Consider the following 18,220-nt stretch of genomic DNA (forward strand, 5'->3'; position numbering starts at 1 on the left):
CAAATGCCAAATGATCGTCGATACGGGGCTTGTGGATAACGCGCAGAATCGAGTTGATGCCATCGCGAGCCTGCTCGCGATGGCTGTTTCGGAGGTGCCTCAGCGGAACCGGTCAACCTCATGCCGCAAGTCCGCCGCGAGCTTCTCCAGCTCTTTGGCAGTCACCGCCAGGTTCGACACCACTTCCCGCTGCTCACTGTTCGCCAAGGCAATGCTTTGCAGGTTGCTGCTGAGCAAGGTCGCGGTGCTGCTTTGCTCCTGGGTCGCGGTGGTGATGGCGGCGAATTGCTGACCGGCCGAGCGACTTTGCTCATCGATTCGCGCCAGGGCTGAGGCGACGTTGGCGTTGCGCGACAAGCCTTCCTGCATCAGCACGTTACCCTGCTCCATGGTGCTGATCGCGTTGCCGGTTTCCTGCTGGATACTTTGGATCATCCCGGAAATTTCGTCAGTGGCCTGGCGAGTGCGTGAAGCCAGGTTGCGCACCTCATCGGCCACCACCGCAAACCCACGACCTTGTTCACCGGCACGGGCGGCTTCGATGGCAGCGTTGAGCGCCAGCAAATTGGTTTGCTCGGCGATCGCGGTGATCACCCCGACGATGCCGCCGATTTCCTGGGAGCGCTGACCCAAGGTGTTGATTACCGTCGCGGTGCTGTTCAGCGCACCGGCGATTTGCTCCAGGGATGAGGACGCTTCGTCCATCGACGTACGACCGATCTGGGTTTGCTGTGCGTTTTCCTGCGCCAGGCGCTGGGTGTTGCCCATGTTGTCGGCGATGTTCAGCGAGGTGGCGCTGAATTCTTCCACGGCGCCGGCCATGCTGGTGATTTCGCCGGACTGCTGCTCCATCCCTTCATAGGCACCGCCAGACAGACCGGACAACGCCTGGGCGCGGCTGTTGACCTCTTCCGAGGCTCTACGAATGTGCTCGACCATGGTCGACAAGGCCTGGCTCATCTGGTTGAAAGCGCGGGCCAACTGACCGATTTCGTCGTTGCTCGACACGTTCAGGCGCACGCTCAAATCACCGGCACCCAAGGCTTCGGCCTGACGCACCAGATCCCCCAGCGGCGCCAGTTTGCTGCGCAACAACCAGACCGCCGAACCCACCGCAAGCAACATCGCCAACAGACTGCCGATGGCCAGGCGAATGCCGACGCTCCAGGTCACCGCGCGGATTTCCGCTTTCGGCATGCTCGCCACCACCGACCACGGCCCGCCTTCGAACGGTACGGCAATGCTGTAGAAGTCTTGCGACTTGTCGCTCCAGAAATCGCCCTTGCCCGGTGTCTTGGCCAGACCGACGATGGCCGGTGCTGCCACGTCCAACGCTTGCACACCGGCGATCGGCACCAGCCATTTGTTCTGCTCATCGAGCAGCGCCAGGGAGCCGGTCTGGCCGATGCGGAAGCGCTTGAGGTTTTCGAACTGGGCGTTCTGGGCGTCGGTGTAATCGAATCCTACGAACAGCACGGCAATCACCTTACCGCCGCTGTCGCGTACGGGGGTGTACTGAGTCATGTAGGACCGTTCGAAGAGCAAGGCGCGACCGACGTAGCTCTGCCCGGCCATCAAGCGCGCATAAGCCGGGTGAGCGTGATCCAGCAATGTGCCGATGGCCCGGGTGCCGTCCTGTTTGCTCAGGGACGTGCTGACCCGGATGAAGTCTTCGCCACTGCGCACGAACAGCGTCGCAACGCCGGCAGTCATTTGCTTGAACTCATCCACTTCCTTGAAGTTGTTGTTCAACACTTCGCCACCCAGGTGCAGGCCCGGGGTCTGCACGCCCGCCACGGTCACCGGCTCATCCGGATGCACGCTCAAACCGGCGCTGAAGCGCTTCTCGAACAGGCCGCTGAGGCGCTGGGTACTCTCACGCAACGTGCCGTGGAACGTGCTCAGCTGATCGGCCAGCAGCCGCGCCTCGCTGGCCAGGTGCTCTTCGCGGGTGGCGAGGTTGGCGGCGTCCAGCGAGCGCAGGGCAAACACGGTGCTGCCGCTGATGACAATCGCCAGTATCACGGCAAGCGCAAGACCCAGCTGTGAGGCAATCCGAGCACGAGGTTGAGACATGACAGCTCCTGACCCAGTGGGCCGGATCATCCTGATCCCGTCGCACTCGGCTAAATTTCTGATAGAGGGGAAAACGTGGAGCCTGGTACGAAGGTTCCATCAGCAGATTTTCGGCGGCAAAGCCGAATACTTGAGTGATTAACGGGGATATGGCTCAAGGCCGCCATCGCAGCGGCTCCATCGATTCAACCCAGGCGTTCGACATCCGGTAATTCCATGGCCCGGACTTCGCCTTGCAGGAAATCGCTGAGCCGGCGCAAACGTTCACCTCCCGGGCGGGTTTTCGGCCAGACCAGGTAATAATTCTCACCACTGGCGACGGCCGTCGGCCACGGCAAACTCAGACGTCCCTGCGCGACATCCTCCGCCACCATCAGCAAATCACCCATGGACACGCCGTAGCCACGGGCGGCAGCGATCATGCCCAGTTCCAGGGTGTCGAACACCTGCCCGCCCTTGAGCGAGACCTGATCGCTCAGGCCCATGCGCTCCAGCCAGTTGCGCCAGTCACGGCGGTCCGGCGTCGGGTGCAGCAGTTCGGTGCTGGCCAGGCGCGCAACGTCCCACGGTTGATCCTTCAGCAGATTCGGCGCGCCCACCGGAATCAACTCTTCGGGGAACAGCAAAGTCGTCTCCCAGTCCGGTGGAAAATGCCCGTTGCTGAGGATGACGGCGCAGTCGAAGGGTTCGTGGTTGAAGTCCACCGTATCAACGTCCATCCAGGCGCTGGTCAATTGCACCTCGTTCCCCGGTCGCAGGTGGCGAAACCGACTGAGCCGCGCCAACAGCCAGCGCATGGTCAGGGTCGACGGGGCTTTCATGCGCAGGATGTCGTCTTCGGCGCGCAAGGTGTTGCAGGCCCGCTCAAGGGCGGTGAAGCCTTCGCGAATGCCCGGCAGGATCAGCCGCGCTGACTCGGTCAGTTGCAGGTTGCGCCCGCTGCGATGAAACAGCCGACAGGCGAAATGCTCTTCGAGCGTACGAATGTGCCGGCTGACCGCACTTTGCGTGATCGACAACTCTTCGGCGGCGCGGGTAAACGAACTATGCCGCGCCGCCGCTTCGAATGCTCGAAGGGCATACAAGGGAGGGAGACGACGAGACATTGGGAAACCTCCTATAGCGCGATTGCCTCAACTTATCAGAAAGTCCCGAGCATGAGTTTTAATCATGCTACCCATCCTTTTTATCCCTTTGTGGAAACCCCGCAGAGCGCCGAGAATCGACGCTTCCTGTTCTCTCTGACAATCGAGCGTGATGATCATGCAGCATCCAGCGCGTATTGAACTCTGGGCCATCCTGCGGCTGGCGGGGCCGTTGATTGCCTCGCAGTTGGCGCACATGTTGATGGTCCTCACCGACACCTTGATGATGGCGCGCCTGAGTCCCGAGGCGCTGGCCGGCGGCGGTCTGGGCGCGGCGACGTATTCGTTCGTGTCGATCTTCTGCATCGGCGTGATCGCGGCGGTCGGCACCCTGGTGGCGATTCGTCAGGGCGCGGGCGACATCATCGGCGCAGCGCGGCTGACCCAGGCCGGTTTGTGGCTGGCCTGGTTGATGGCGCTGGTGGCGGGTCTGCTGCTGTGGAACCTCAAACCGGTGTTGCTGCTGTTCGGCCAGACCGCAACCAACGTCCAGGCCGCCGGCCAGTTTCTGTTGATCCTGCCGTTCGCCCTGCCCGGCTACCTGAGTTTCATGGCACTGCGCGGCTTCACCAGCGCCATCGGCCGGGCGACGCCGGTGATGGTCATCAGCCTCGGCGGCACCGTGGCCAACTTCCTGCTCAACTATGCGTTGATCACCGGCATGTTCGGCCTGCCGAAAATGGGCCTGATGGGCATCGGTCTGGTCACAGCGATCGTGGCCAACCTGATGGCGCTGGCGCTCGCGCTGCACATTCGTCGGCACCCGGCCTATGACGCTTATCCGTTGCGCCAGGGGCTGTCGCGGCCCAATCGTCAGTACTTGAAGGAATTGTGGCGCCTGGGCCTGCCGATTGGCGGCACCTATGCGGTGGAAGTCGGCCTGTTTGCCTTCGCCGCGCTGTGCATGGGCACCATGGGCAGCACGCAACTGGCGGCGCACCAGATCGCCCTGCAAATCGTCTCGGTGGCGTTCATGGTGCCGGCGGGGCTTTCCTACGCGATCACCATGCGCATCGGCCAGCATTACGGCGCCGGGCAATTGCTGGATGCGCGGCTGGCCGGACGGGTCGGGATCGCCTTCGGGGCGGTGTCGATGCTGGGGTTCGCGATGGTCTTCTGGCTACTGCCGAATCAGCTGATCGGCTTGTTCCTGGACCACAACGACCCGGCGTTTCGCCCGGTCATCGAACTGGCCGTGAGCTTGTTGGCGGTGGCGGCGTGGTTCGAGCTGTTCGACGGCACGCAAACCATTGCCATGGGCTGCATTCGCGGACTCAAGGATGCCAAGACCACGTTCCTGGTAGGTTTGGGCTGCTATTGGCTGATTGGTGCGCCGGCCGCTTGGTGGATGGCCTTCCATCTGAACTGGGGGCCGACGGGCGTCTGGTGGGGGTTGGCGCTGGGGCTGGCGTGTGCGGCGGTGAGCCTGACGCTGGCGTTTGAGTGGAAGATGACGCGGATGATTCGGCGCGAGCCATCGTCGCAGCCGAGCTTCCAAATCACCCAGCCTGATTAAACCCTGTAGGAGCGAGGCTTGCCCGCGAAGGCGGAGTGTCAGTTAACAACAATATCGACTGACACTCCGCCTTCGCGGGCAAGCCTCGCTCCTACGGTACGTTGTTAAGCCAGCACAGCCTGCTGGCTGGAGCCGAAGGTCAAATACTCAACCAACTCCGCCAACGGCAACGGCTTGCTGATCAGATACCCCTGCACCTGATCGCAACCAAATCCGCGCAACAAATCCAGCTGCTCCGGTGTTTCCACCCCTTCGGCAACCACTTCGAGGTTGAGGTTGTGCGCCAGGTTGATCATGGCGTGCACCAGTTTGCGATTCTCTTCCCGTTCTTCCATGCCGCCGACAAAGCTCTTGTCGACCTTCAACAAGGCGATCGGCAGGCTGTTCAGGTGCACGAACGATGAGAACCCGGTGCCGAAATCGTCCAGCGAAAAGCGCACACCGAGCCGTCCGAGGGCGTCCATGGTCTGCTTGACCAGGTCACTGCGACGCATCACCGCGGTTTCGGTCAGTTCGAATTCCAGCCATTGCGCCTCGACGCCACGCTCGGCAATCAACCGGCTCAGGGTCGACAGTAACTGGCTGTCCTGAAACTGCCGGAACGACAGGTTGATCGCCATGTGCAGCGCCGGCAGGCCCCGCTCACGCAACGCCTGCATGTCCCGCAGGGCTCGGGAAATCACCCAGTAACCCAGCGGCACGATCAAGCCGCTTTGCTCGGCCAGTGGCACGAATTCGCTGGGGGGCAGCAAACCGCGTTCGCCATGACGCCAGCGCACCAAGGCTTCGAGGCCGACGATCTGGCCGTCCGCAAGGTTCAGGCGTGGCTGGTAATGCAACTCCAGCTCATCGCGACGCAAGGCCCGACGCAGCTCACTTTCAAGGTCGGCGATGCTGCGGGCATTGCGATTGATCCGCTCGTTGAAGATGTGAAAGGTGCAGCCTTGAGTACTCTTGGCCTGCTGCATGGCGATGTGCGCATGCCACATCAACGGGTCGGCGCCGGCCTGCGCCCGGGCGTGAGCAATGCCGAGACTGGAACCGATCAACAGGCTTTCGCCGTCGATCCAGTAGGGCTCGGACAGGGCTTCGGTAATCCGTTCGGCCATCCATTCAGCGCGCTGAGGGGCGCGGCGGGTGTCGATCAGCAGGGCGAATTCATCGCTACCCAGCCGCGCCAGTTGATCGCCGGCCTCCAGCTGGCTTTTCAGCCGCGAGACCACTTGCAGAATCAACCGGTCGCCTGCCTGATGGCCGAGGGCGTCGTTGGCGTGTCGAAAGTTGTCGAGGTCGAGGTGACCGAGGGCCAGGCCGCGGCCGTCGTTGTCCGCCAGACGCGCCGCCAGCAAGGTCTGGAAACCCTGACGGTTGGCGATGCCGGTCAGCGGATCCTGCTCGGCCAGGCGCTGCAAGGTGTTTTCCAGCACCCCGCGCTCACGCACATGACGCAGACAGCGGCGCAACATGCCGGGATCCAGCAGGTTGCGCACCAGCCAGTCGCTCACACCGTCGGGCGGCACCAGCGGTTCGTGTTCGAGCAGCAACACCGTCGGCAGGCTGCAACGGCCGGGTGCTGGCTGCAGAGCAGGAATCGTCAACAACACCGCGCTGCGGTTGTCATCGAACAGGTTGCTGACCGACTCCCAGCTCGGCGCGCTGAGCAGCACTGCCGAACTCCCCATTGGAGCCAGACACTCGCGCAACAACGCTGCCCACGCCGGCTCTTCGGCCAGTAGCAGCAAACGCAAGGGTTCGACAGGCGTAGACAAGCTAGCTCCCTAGACTCTGCAAAGATGTAGGCGGCGCGCATTATGCCGCTCGGGTAACCAATGACCCAATATCATCGGTTATCAAACACGACTCCGAGTCTTGAATACGTACCTTAGACGCGAATTCATTGCGCATCCTGCGTGAAAGTATCAAAACCGGCAAATAGAGATCGCGTGTTGCGTCACAAGTCGGAGAGAGCAGCACAATTCTCTGAGCCTGTTAAAATGCCGGCCCATTTCGCTAACGACTCCCTGATTTCGTATGTCCCGACTCAATCCCCGGCAGCAAGAAGCCGTGAGCTACGTCGGCGGCCCTCTTTTGGTGCTCGCCGGCGCAGGCTCCGGCAAGACCAGCGTGATCACCCGCAAAATTGCGCATCTGATCCAGAGCTGCGGCATCCGTGCCCAGTACATCGTCGCCATGACCTTTACCAACAAGGCCGCGCGGGAGATGAAGGAACGGGTCGGCACGCTGCTCAAGGGCGGTGAAGGCCGCGGCCTGACGGTGTGCACCTTTCACAACCTGGGCCTGAACATCATCCGCAAGGAACATGTGCGGCTGGGCTATAAACCGGGCTTCTCGATCTTCGACGAGACCGACGTCAAAGCCCTGATGACCGACATCATGCAGAAGGAATACTCGGGCGACGACGGCGTCGACGAGATCAAGAACATGATCGGCGCCTGGAAAAACGACCTGATCCTGCCGCCCGAAGCCCTGGAAAACGCACGCAACCCCAAGGAACAGACCGCCGCCATCGTCTACACCCACTACCAGCGCACGCTCAAGGCGTTCAACGCGGTGGACTTCGACGACCTGATCCTGCTGCCGGTAAAACTGTTCCAGGAACATGACGACATCCTGGAAAAATGGCAGAACAAGGTCCGCTACCTGCTGGTGGACGAATACCAGGACACCAACGCCAGCCAGTATTTGCTGGTGAAACTGCTGATCGGCAAACGCAACCAGTTCACCGTGGTAGGCGACGACGACCAGTCGATCTACGCCTGGCGCGGCGCCCGCCCGGAAAACCTGATGCTGCTCAAGGACGATTACCCGTCCCTGAAAGTGGTGATGCTGGAGCAGAACTACCGCTCCACCAGCCGCATCCTGCGCTGCGCCAACGTGCTGATTTCGAACAACCCGCACGAATTCGAAAAGCAGCTGTGGAGTGAAATGGGTCACGGCGACGAGATCCGCGTGATCCGCTGCCGCAACGAAGACGCCGAAGCCGAGCGCGTGGCCGTGGAAATCCTCAGCCTGCACTTGCGCACCGACCGGCCCTACAGCGATTTCGCGATTCTGTATCGCGGCAACTACCAGGCCAAGCTGATCGAGCTGAAGCTGCAACATCACCAGGTGCCCTACCGACTGTCCGGCGGCAACAGCTTTTTCGGACGCCAGGAAGTGAAGGACCTGATGGCCTACTTCCGCCTGATCGTGAACCCGGACGACGACAACGCCTTCCTGCGGGTGATCAACGTCCCACGCCGGGAGATCGGTTCGACCACCCTGGAGAAGCTGGGCAACTACGCCACCGAGCGAAAAATCTCGATGTACGCCGCCACCGACGAAATCGGCCTGGGCGAACACCTGGACAGCCGCTTCACCGATCGCCTGTCGCGCTTCAAGCGCTTCATGGACAAGGTCCGCGAGCAGTGCGCCGGCGAAGACCCGATCTCCGCCCTGCGCAGCATGGTCATGGACATCGACTACGAGAACTGGCTGCGCACCAACAGCTCCAGTGACAAGGCCGCCGATTACCGCATGGGTAACGTCTGGTTCCTGATCGAGGCACTGAAGAACACGCTGGAGAAAGACGAAGACGGTGAGATGACCGTCGAAGATGCCATCGGCAAACTCGTGCTGCGCGACATGCTGGAGCGTCAGCAGGAAGAGGAAGACGGCGCCGAAGGGGTGCAGATGATGACCTTGCACGCCTCCAAGGGCCTGGAATTCCCTTACGTGTTCATCATGGGCATGGAAGAGGAAATCCTCCCGCACCGCTCCAGCATCGAAGCCGACACCATCGAAGAGGAACGCCGCCTGGCCTACGTCGGGATTACCCGAGCGCGTCAGACGCTGGCTTTCACCTTCGCCGCCAAGCGTAAGCAATATGGCGAGATCATCGACTGCGCGCCCAGCCGCTTCCTCGATGAACTGCCGCCGGACGACCTGGCCTGGGAAGGCAACGACGACACCCCGACCGAAGTCAAAGCCGTTCGCGGCAACAGCGCGCTGGCAGATATACGCGCGATGTTAAAGCGCTAGAATTAGCCACATTTATTTAGACCTTCGGCACAAAAGACGCCAACAGAGGACAGCTTCATGGAAGCACTGCACAAGAAAATTCGCGAAGAAGGCATCGTGCTTTCCGACCAGGTCCTGAAAGTCGACGCCTTTCTGAACCACCAGATCGACCCGGCCCTGATGAAGCTGATCGGCGACGAATTCGCCTCGCTGTTCAAGGATTCGGGCATCACCAAGATCGTCACCATCGAAGCCTCGGGTATCGCCCCGGCGATCATGACCGGCCTGAACCTCGGCGTACCGGTGATTTTCGCGCGCAAGCATCAGTCCCTGACCCTGACTGAAAACCTGCTGTCGGCGACCGTTTACTCGTTCACCAAGCAGACCGAAAGCACTGTGGCGATCTCCCCGCGTCACCTGACCAGCAGCGACCGCGTGCTGATCATCGACGACTTCCTGGCCAACGGTAAGGCTTCGCAAGCGCTGATCTCGATCATCAAACAGGCCGGCGCGACCGTGGCCGGTCTGGGCATCGTGATCGAGAAGTCGTTCCAGGGTGGCCGTGCGGAACTGGATGCCCAGGGTTATCGCGTGGAATCGTTGGCTCGGGTGCAGTCGCTGAAGGATGGCGTTGTAACCTTCATCGAATAAAGCCACACCGCCTATGCCTTGTGGGAGCGAGCCTGCTTGCTCCCACTTCGGTTTCAAGCCTTTGACAGGTCCATTCTGTAACCCGCCCCAGGCGCTCCTTCATGCATCGCCGCCTGAATGTCCGCATACAAAGCGTTCGCCTCAACGGTAGTGATTGATCGCGAACAATCACGCAGCACCACGCGTAAAAGCACATTCTCCTGACCCGGCAGCAGCCCGAGCCTTTCAATTGCCTGCGCGGGTAAATCCGAGAACTCCCACCTTCCCTTGACTTGCATCTCCTCGATCCAGTCAGAGCAGTCGCCGGCCGCCTGCAACATTCTTTCGGTCAACACTTCCTCGCTCAGCCCCGGCGTTACCGCCAACGAAATATCACGAGCAATCGACGGCAAACGAGATACCGCCGTCCATGGATTCAGATCATGCATCTGCGCCTGCACTCGCACGTTCTGATCACGCAGCAAGCGAATATCCGGAATGCCTTTTCGCAACATCGTCAGGCGATCCAGCCCCATCCCAAGCGCCAGCCCTCCATGATGCAGCGGATCAATGTTCAAACGCTCCAACAAAGACCTCGCAATACGACCGCACTCCAGCACCTCAACCGGAGCCCCGTCATTCAACACATTTACTTCGATTCCGCCCTCCGTGTAGTGATGCGGACTATCGCTGTAGACCCAAGATTTATCGGGAACGGCAGACTTAAGAATATCGCCGACCAAACGCAACAGATGTTCGTGCGTTGCCAGTTCCGGATCACCCAGCACCCAAATATCCATTTGATGCGGTTCCGCGCAATGCCAACGATCCCGACTATCACGACGGAAAGTAATACCTGGTGCTGCCAGCAGTATCGTCTGTCCCGACTGCCGCACCTGAGCCGCTCGCTGAAGCGCTACCGGAATCTGACTGGTGGTTTGTGTTCGCAACAGCGAGCACTCATCGACCCAACGGGTGTGCTCGCTCCCGAGCGTAATCTCTGCAGGGTCATAACCGAGCAGACCGTAATTTTCTTCAGCAGACACAATCCGCGGCCCAGTTTGTAGTTGCGCTTGGGGCCAACCTTTTTCAGAGAGTCCCTGGAGGATTTCATTTAGCAGCAATCGAACAGCGTGATCGGGATCGTTTGTTTCGGTTAGATCAACCAGTAATAGGGCCTGATGGACAGACGTATCTGTCAGGTATTTCTTTGATGCACGCACTATATAATCCTCAATCTACAGTTGAATATCGAGCCAGATAACCAAGCCCATAAATAAACCTAACGACACAAGATCATCTACCACAACAAAAAAATGGAAAATATAAAATTTTCAGAACAAGACTACAGATGCGCCCCACACAAATAACCGAATTAAACCCTCCGAGAAGCTTGGCAGATAAATTAATTCTAAAAAATGCCTAACAAACCATTTAACACACCAAAAAAATTATGTATTAATTATTCCACTCCCAAGCAGCTCAGGGAGCAAAAACCAAAAAATGAAAAAGGATGATCAGATGAAAAACGAAAAAAATGTCAAAGAAAAACTTAACCGGATCACTTCTGGCCCGGATAATTTTGGGTGGGCACCGTTGGCTTGGGCTCACACTGAAGAGTAAATAATACCAATGCGCGACAAGCATTCTTGCCGCGCATTGGAAAAATCAGGAGAATTATATGTCACTACCGAATATGATATCGACACTCTTCGGCCATGAAGAATTATCAATTATTGCGGACTCAGAGGACTTCCTCAGAGAATGTGCACTCTTAGGGTTCAATACGGCCAATATTTTTGAACTAGAGAAGTTACCAACAAATAGTATTGTTTTTTCTTTTAGCAATGACGCTGCGAAAATGACGTTTGAGCTAGCAAAAAACACAGAACGCAAGAGAAGTGTTTTCTGCGCAACTCAAGTGTTCGAGCCCACCGTAGCTACTGCGCTCTATAGCCTGAAGCTTTTGCTGAGCTGTAATTTTGAACATGCCTTACGCACACAGCGATCCGTGTTAAACATGCTCAATTCAAATGAGTCATTTTTCCTGTCTGGTAACGACGCTGATGCGCAGGTCTCAGTTTTTCCGCACGCCCAGCCTTATGCACTACTTGCCGAAGACGTGTCTCACGACTTTGTTCAGTCCGTAGCAGAGTTTTTTGAAGTTCATTACGCTCATATGAACCCACAAGAGCCCTGTCCGTTTTCTTTTACCGGCACGTTAAAAATTTCTGGAATATTGACAGTACTTAGAAAACCAAATCCGATACTACCAGAAGGCTTGAAAACCTCACTTAAATGGCTGAGTGATCTAATATCGGAAGAAGGTGCACTCTTGTCAATTAAAGACAACACCATCACCTCACTAAAAATAAGAAACGAGGAGCACGTAAAGCTTCTAGATCTTGCAGCTGGCTCCCGTGGACTTAAGCTGACGGAGTTCGCCATCGGGGTAAACGAGGCTATCGCGTCAAATATTGATTACAAAATCAACTCACAATTGAATGAAGGCATCAGCGGGGTTCACTTAGCCATTGGCGATGGGTCTTCTGGTTATCATATAGACTTCCTTAGTCCATCCGTGAGCGTAAATCCAATACACTAGTTAATTGAGGACTTCCCCTCAACCATAGAATCTCCCACAAGTTTTTGTGGTGGCTATTACTGCGCGGTGGCCTTCAGGCCGGTGAGCAGCAACCGCTGAAACACATCCTCTTTCAATCCTTCGGGTTTCGTCAGCTGCATGCGCTCCAGATGCTCGGGAAACTCCGCCGGCTCCGGCGCATCCAGCGCCGCCTTGCCCAATTCCAGAATCTCCGTGAGCTTGAACTTGCTCTTCAACCAGTTCAGCGCCCGCAATAAATCCCGCTCCTGCGTCGTGAAATCGCAGCCCAACGGATATTCCGGAAACAGATCCGAATGCCGGGCCTGAATGGCCTGTAAACGCTGCGGGCTGTTGTCGGCGAAACGCGGATCGAGGCGAAAATGCTTCGATAATTTGCCAGCGTTCTGCGCCTGTTCGATCAGCCCCGGCTGGAAGCGTGAGTCGCTGATGTTCAGCAACGCCTCGATCACCGCCGCGTCGGTCTTGCCCCGCAAATCGGCGATGCCGTACTCGGTGATGACGATGTCCCGCAGATGCCGTGGGATCGTGCAATGGCCGTATTCCCAGACGATGTTCGAACTGACCTCACCGCCCGACTCACGCCAACTGCGCAGGAGCAGGATCGAACGCGCGCCTTCCAGCGCATGGCCTTGGGCGACGAAGTTGTATTGCCCGCCAACGCCGCTCAGTACCCGCCCGTCTTCGAGCTGATCCGCCACGCCCGCACCGAGCAACGTCATGGTGAACACAGTGTTGATGAAGCGCGCATCAAGGCGCTGCAAGCGTTTGAGCTCTTCCTGACCGTAGAGCTCGTTGATGTAACTGATGCGGGTCATGTTGAATTCGAGCCGTTTGCTCTGCGGCAACTCGCGCAAGCGCTCGTAGAAACTGCGCGGCCCGAGGAAAAACCCGCCATGTACCGAGATGCCATCGGTTTGCGCCGACTCATTCAGCGTCCCGGCGTTCGCCTGCTGCTGGGTCTGCACATCCGGGTAGACCTTGCGTCGCACGATCCCGGCGTCCGCCAGCACCAGCAAGCCGTTGACGAACATTTCGCTGCAACCGTAAAGGCCCTTGGCAAACGGTTCGACGCCCCCTTCGCGCTCGATCAGCTGCGCCCACTGGCTGAGATTCAAATCTGCCAGCAACGCCTTGTAACCGTCACTGTCAGCCTGCCGCGCCAGCAACGCCGCTGTGAGGGCATCGCCCATGGCGCCGATGCCGATCTGCAAGGTGCCGCCATCGCGCACCAGCGTGCTGGCGTGCAGCCCGATGAAGTGATCCTGGCAACCCACCGGCATGTTCGGTGTGGAGAACAACGTGGTGTTGTCCTTGGCGTCGATCAGCAGGTCGAAGGTGTCGATGCCGACTTCCGCGTCACCGGGCATGTACGGCAAATCGTTGTGCACCTGGCCCACCATCAGGATCGTCTCCCCCGCTGCCCGGCGCTTGGCGATCATCGGCAACAGGTCGAGGGTGATGTCCGGGTTGCAGCTCATACTCAAGCGATCGGGATGTTCGCTGTGGCTGGCGACCAGTTGCGCCACCAGATTCAAACCGGCGGCATTGATGTCCCGTGCGGCGTGGCTGTAATTGCTGCTGACGTAATCCTGCTGGGCCGGGGCGCTGTTCAGCAGGCTGCCCGGTTGCATGAAAAACTGATGAATGTGGATGTTGTTCGGCAGGCTGTCGCGATGCAGGTCGGCGAGGAAATCCAGTTCCGGGTAATCGCCGAACACCCGCTCGATGAAGGGTTCGAGGAAGCGCTTTTGCAAGCCATCACCCAAGGGCGGACGGCCGAGACACAGGGCGGTGTAGACCGTCAGCTGCCGCTCGGGCTGTTGCGCAATGCGTTGATACAGCGCGTTGACGAAGTGGTTGGGTTTGCCCAGCCCCAGCGGCAGGCCCATATGGATATGCGCCGGCAACCGTGCCAGAACGTCATCGACCGCCTGCTCGATAGAACACAACTGCACCATCTGATCCTCCCGCCCAACCCATGAATTGGGTTGAACCGAGCTTGCCGGGTCTTTGCTGCAAAGAATAGCCTCAGGCAAATCGCAGGCACAAAAAAGCCGCTCACAAGCGGCTTTTCGTTGAAAACAGGCTTATTTCAGGCCAGACATCTTCTGGATGGCGCCTTCAAGGTCTTTCAGTTCGCAGTCACTGCATGTGCCTTTTGGTGGCATCGCATTGAGCCCGCTCAACGCTACCTTCGCCAAGCCAGCAGCGGTGCCGCCTTCTTTATCGGCACGTTTTTTCCAGTCTGCGGCATCACCGATCTTCGGTGCGCCCAACAGGCCGGTGCCATGGCAAGCATTGCAGTGTTTGGCAATAATTTCGTCAGGCGTTTTCGACGCACCGCCGCCAACCGAAGCAGCGACTTCCATCCCCTTGCATTCTTTACCCTGCACACAGACTTGGCCGACTGGCTCAAGACGTTTAGCGATATCGTCGTTGGTCGCAGCTTGTGCGCTGACTGCCCAAAGGGCCAATACGGTTGCTGGTGCGGCCAGCATTTTCATAATTAGGTTCACGCGTACACCCTCAATGGTGGCTAGTCACGCCTGCGGCCACGGTTCGCAGGCGGGCGCAAGTATAGCGGTAAGCCCGCCACACTGAAACAACCCCAAAGTCGAAGGGGTCTTATCACAAGGCGGGAATACAGCATGGGCGTCTGTGCAATCCGGGCACGACGCCGTGTCTCTTAGAAATTCGCTGGAGTGGCTGCGCTGATTAGTCGCGCCGGGGCATCGAACGGATTCCGGAAACGGTGCGGCTTGGTACTTTCAAAGTAGTAGCTGTCGCCGGCCTCGAGCACAAATGTTTCGAGCCCTACCACCAGTTCCAGCCGACCTTCCACCAGAATCCCGGTTTCCTCGCCCTCGTGGGTGAGCATCTCCTCGCCGGTGTCGGCGCCTGGCGGGTAGATTTCGTTGAGGAACGCGATAGCCCGGCTCGGGTGAGCCCGACCGACGAGCTTCATGGTCACTGCGCCATCGGAAATATCGATCAGCTCGTGGGCCTTGTAGACGATCTGAGTCGGCTTTTCCTGCAGGATTTCTTCGGAAAAGAACTCGACCATGGACATGGGAATCCCGCCCAGTACCTTCCTCAGCGAACTGATCGAGGGGCTGACGCTGTTCTTCTCGATCATCGATATGGTGCTGTTGGTAACACCCGCGCGTTTGGCGAGCTCACGCTGGGAAAGACCTTTGAGCTTACGGATCGATTGCAGTCGTTCACCGACGTCCAATGCTGGAGCCTCCAGGGATTCAGGTTGCAAGAATATTGAGCGTTATCATGGCGACAGCGTTCAGTATTTACAACACTTGCGCCTGAATCCAGCCTGGCGAAGCGACTTTCGGTCGGGAGCGCTGTTTGTCAGGCCCCGGAATAGAGCAGCGGAACCCGACGCAGGTTGCAGAAGATCTGATAAGGAATCGTGTCGGCGGCTGTCGCGACATCACTGGCGAGGATATTTTTACCCCATAGCTCGACGGGCGAACCGAGGCCGGCTTGCGGCACGTCGGTCAGGTCGACGCAGAGCATGTCCATCGATACCCGACCCAGTAACTGACTGCGTTGCCCGGCCACCAGCACCGGTGTGCCGCTCGGTGCCTGGCGCGGATAACCATCGGCATACCCCATCGCCACCACACCCACACGCATCGGCTTGGGGGTGACGAATTTCGCGCCGTAACCAATCGGCTCGCCGGCCGGCAGTTCACGCACGCAAATCACCTTCGATTCCAGGGTCATCACCGGTTGCAGGCGAGACGCCACGGCATTGGCCTCTTCGAACGGCGTCGCGCCGTAGAGCATGATGCCCGGGCGCACCCAATCGCTCGGAATCTGCGGCCAACCAAGCACCGCCGGCGAGTTACGCAGGCTGATTTCGGCCGCCAAACCCTTACGCGCCGCTTCGAATACCGCGACCTGATCGACGCTGGCGTGGCAGTGCAGTTCATCGGCGCGGGCGAAGTGACTCATCAACACGATCTTCGCCACTTGGCCGCTGGCCAGCAGCCGTTGATAGGCTGCCTGGTAATCCGCTGGATGCAGGCCAACCCGATGCATGCCGGAGTCGAGCTTGAGCCACACCGTAATCGGTTTGCTCAGTGTGGCTTTTTCGATGGCTTCGAGTTGCCACAACGAATGCACCACACACCAGAAGTCATGCTCGACGATCAGCGCCAACTCATCGGCTTCGAAAAAACCTTCCAGCAGCAACACCGGCGCACGAATACCAGCGGCGCGCAGCTCCAGGGCCTCTTCGATACACGCCACGGCAAAGCCGTCCGCCTCGGCTTCCAGCGCCTGGGCGCAACGTACCGCGCCATGGCCATAGGCATCGGCCTTGATCACCGCGAGGGCACGGGCACCCGTGACTTCACGGGCAATCCGGTAGTTGTGACGCAGGGCTTGAAGGTCGATCAGGGCACGGGCAGGACGCATGGCGGCAGACTTCTAGTCGGTCATTGGGAAAAAAACCGGCGCTGGCTGACAGCGTGAACCACCAACAGCGCCGGGAGAGGGATCTTTGTGACTTGATTTACGGCAGAGCGTTTATGGCAGCGCGGCAACGACCGACAGCTCGACCAGGATTTGCGGTTCGCACAGCTTCGATTCGACCGTGGCACGGGCCGGCGCGACGCCTTTCGGCAGCCACTGGTCCCACACCGAATTCATGCCTGCGAAGTGCGCGTCGATGTCTTTCAGGTAAATGGTCACCGACAGCAAACGGTTCTTGTCCGTCCCGGCCAGATCCAGCAAACGCTCGATGTTGGCGAGGGCTTCACGGGTCTGCTGTTCAATCCCGGCGCTCATGTCGTCGCCGACCTGTCCTGCCAGATACACAGTACCGTTATGGACAACGATCTGGCTCATGCGCTCATTGGTGAGCTGGCGCTGGATTGACATGTTTTGCAGGCTCCTTAAGTGTGTTGCCATAACGGGAAATATCGAGGCCTTCGGCGCTGATCTGCGGCGTTCTCTTGGCCATCAGGTCAGCCAGCAAACGACCGGACCCACAAGCCATGGTCCAGCCGAGCGTACCGTGACCCGTGTTCAAGAACAGGTTTTTGAACGGTGTGGCACCGACAATCGGCGTGCCGTCCGGAGTGGTCGGACGCAGGCCGGTCCAGAAACTCGCTTCGGGCAGATTGCCGCCCTGAGGATAAAGGTCGTTGACGATCATCTCCAGGGTTTCGCGCCGGCGCGGGTTCAACGACAGGTCAAAACCGGCGATTTCAGCCATGCCGCCGACGCGGATGCGATTGTCGAAGCGGGTGATCGCGACCTTGTAGGTCTCGTCGAGAATGGTCGACGTCGGGGCCATCGCCGGGTTAGTGATCGGCACGGTCAGCGAGTAACCCTTGAGTGGGTACACCGGGGCCTTGATGCCCAGCGGCTTGAGCAACTGCGGCGAGTAACTGCCGAGAGCCAGCACGTAACGGTCGGCGGTTTCCAGCTTGCCATCGATCCACACACCGTTGATGCGATCACCGGCGAAGTCGAGGCGCTGGATGTCCTGGCCGAAACGGAACTCCACACCCAGTTTCACGGCCATTTCGGCCAGGCGGGTGGTGAATATCTGGCAGTCGCCGGTCTGGTCGTTCGGCAGGCGCAAGGCACCGGCGAGGATGTCGGTGACGCTGGCCAGGGCCGGTTCGACCCGGGCAATGCCGGCACGGTCGAGCAGTTCGAACGGCACACCGGACTCTTTCAGCACGGCGATGTCTTTGGCGGCGCCATCGAGCTGCGCCTGGGTGCGGAACAGCTGGGTAGTCCCCAGGCTACGGCCTTCGTAGGCAATGCCGGTTTCGGCGCGCAATTCGTCGAGGCAGTCGCGGCTGTACTCGGACAGACGCACCATGCGCTCCTTGTTCACCGCGTAACGGCTGGCGGTGCAGTTGCGCAGCATCTGCGCCATCCACAGGTATTGGTCGATATTAGCAGTGGCCTTGATCGCCAATGGCGCGTGACGCTGCAACAGCCACTTGATGGCTTTGAGCGGCACGCCCGGTGCGGCCCACGGTGAGGCATAACCCGGCGAAACCTGCCCGGCGTTGGCGAAACTGGTTTCCATGGCCGGCGCTGGCTGACGGTCCACAACCGTCACTTCAAAGCCGGCTCGTGCCAGATAATAGGCACTGGCGGTACCGATGACGCCGCTACCCAAGACCAGAACGCGCATTTTCATATCCCTCATCGCGGCTTACCGCT

General features: G+C 59.1%; 14 protein-coding genes. 4 read left to right on the forward strand and 10 right to left on the reverse strand.

Translation table 11 applies throughout. From position 1 onward, the window contains the following. Window positions 1-99: 99 nt before the first annotated feature. Both LOY28_RS28725 and LOY28_RS28730 read right to left on the reverse strand, forming a co-directional pair. On the reverse strand, window positions 100-2,076 hold the full coding sequence (locus LOY28_RS28725) for a methyl-accepting chemotaxis protein (protein ID WP_018927516.1): 1,977 nt from the start codon (window positions 2,074-2,076) through the stop codon (window positions 100-102). A gap of 185 nt (window positions 2,077-2,261) precedes the next feature. Further along, window positions 2,262-3,182 (reverse strand): LysR substrate-binding domain-containing protein, encoded by a 921-nt coding sequence (locus LOY28_RS28730; RefSeq protein ID WP_019580487.1) that lies wholly within the window; start codon window positions 3,180-3,182, stop codon window positions 2,262-2,264. Window positions 3,183-3,339: 157 nt separating this feature from the next. Between LOY28_RS28730 and LOY28_RS28735 the strand changes: the two genes are divergently transcribed. Then, a complete protein-coding gene (locus tag LOY28_RS28735; RefSeq protein WP_018927512.1) occupies window positions 3,340-4,737 on the forward strand; it encodes a NorM family multidrug efflux MATE transporter in 1,398 nt (465 codons plus the stop codon). A gap of 104 nt (window positions 4,738-4,841) precedes the next feature. Here LOY28_RS28735 and LOY28_RS28740 read toward each other — a convergent pair whose 3' ends face one another. Then, window positions 4,842-6,506 carry a bifunctional diguanylate cyclase/phosphodiesterase gene (locus LOY28_RS28740; RefSeq protein WP_258612834.1) on the reverse strand — a complete coding sequence of 555 codons (1,665 nt, stop codon included), beginning with the start codon at window positions 6,504-6,506 and terminating at the stop codon, window positions 4,842-4,844. Window positions 6,507-6,768: 262 nt separating this feature from the next. On the opposite strand from LOY28_RS28740, the gene rep reads away from it, so the two are divergent. Beyond that, window positions 6,769-8,778 carry a DNA helicase Rep gene (rep, locus tag LOY28_RS28745; protein ID WP_018927510.1) on the forward strand — a complete coding sequence of 670 codons (2,010 nt, stop codon included), beginning with the start codon at window positions 6,769-6,771 and terminating at the stop codon, window positions 8,776-8,778. Between the two features lie 57 nt (window positions 8,779-8,835). After that, window positions 8,836-9,408 (forward strand): xanthine phosphoribosyltransferase, encoded by a 573-nt coding sequence (locus LOY28_RS28750; protein ID WP_018927509.1) that lies wholly within the window; start codon window positions 8,836-8,838, stop codon window positions 9,406-9,408. Window positions 9,409-9,461: 53 nt separating this feature from the next. Here LOY28_RS28750 and LOY28_RS28755 read toward each other — a convergent pair whose 3' ends face one another. Then, a complete protein-coding gene (locus tag LOY28_RS28755) occupies window positions 9,462-10,610 on the reverse strand; it encodes a hypothetical protein (protein ID WP_019020900.1) in 1,149 nt (382 codons plus the stop codon). A gap of 458 nt (window positions 10,611-11,068) precedes the next feature. On the opposite strand from LOY28_RS28755, the gene LOY28_RS28760 reads away from it, so the two are divergent. Continuing rightward, the gene (locus LOY28_RS28760; protein ID WP_258612835.1) at window positions 11,069-11,992 is read left to right on the forward strand and encodes a hypothetical protein; all 924 of its coding nucleotides are present in this window, start codon (window positions 11,069-11,071) and stop codon (window positions 11,990-11,992) included. Window positions 11,993-12,048: 56 nt separating this feature from the next. On the opposite strand, the gene LOY28_RS28765 is transcribed toward LOY28_RS28760, so the two are convergent. The 6 genes from LOY28_RS28765 to dadA form a co-directional block, all read right to left on the reverse strand. Further along, complete coding sequence (locus LOY28_RS28765; RefSeq protein WP_258612836.1) at window positions 12,049-13,971, reverse strand: acetyl-CoA hydrolase/transferase C-terminal domain-containing protein; 1,923 nt, start codon at window positions 13,969-13,971, stop codon at window positions 12,049-12,051. A gap of 129 nt (window positions 13,972-14,100) precedes the next feature. Continuing rightward, on the reverse strand, window positions 14,101-14,529 hold the full coding sequence (locus tag LOY28_RS28770) for a cytochrome c5 family protein (RefSeq protein WP_081625748.1): 429 nt from the start codon (window positions 14,527-14,529) through the stop codon (window positions 14,101-14,103). Window positions 14,530-14,699: 170 nt separating this feature from the next. After that, on the reverse strand, window positions 14,700-15,248 hold the full coding sequence (locus LOY28_RS28775; protein ID WP_018927504.1) for a cupin domain-containing protein: 549 nt from the start codon (window positions 15,246-15,248) through the stop codon (window positions 14,700-14,702). A gap of 128 nt (window positions 15,249-15,376) precedes the next feature. Beyond that, entirely contained in the window at window positions 15,377-16,450 is a 1,074-nt protein-coding gene (gene alr, locus LOY28_RS28780; protein WP_018927503.1) for an alanine racemase, read from the reverse strand. 111 nt (window positions 16,451-16,561) lie between these two features. Beyond that, window positions 16,562-16,915 (reverse strand): RidA family protein, encoded by a 354-nt coding sequence (locus LOY28_RS28785; RefSeq protein ID WP_018927502.1) that lies wholly within the window; start codon window positions 16,913-16,915, stop codon window positions 16,562-16,564. Then, window positions 16,887-18,191, reverse strand: coding sequence for a D-amino acid dehydrogenase (dadA, locus tag LOY28_RS28790; protein ID WP_064621369.1), 1,305 nt, complete (start codon window positions 18,189-18,191; stop codon window positions 16,887-16,889). Before dadA ends, LOY28_RS28785 begins: the two co-directional genes overlap by 29 nt. Between the last annotated feature and the right edge of the window lie 29 nt (window positions 18,192-18,220).

It is taken from the genome of Pseudomonas sp. B21-017, from assembly GCF_024749245.1.
Taxonomy (GTDB): Bacteria; Pseudomonadota; Gammaproteobacteria; order Pseudomonadales; family Pseudomonadaceae; genus Aquipseudomonas.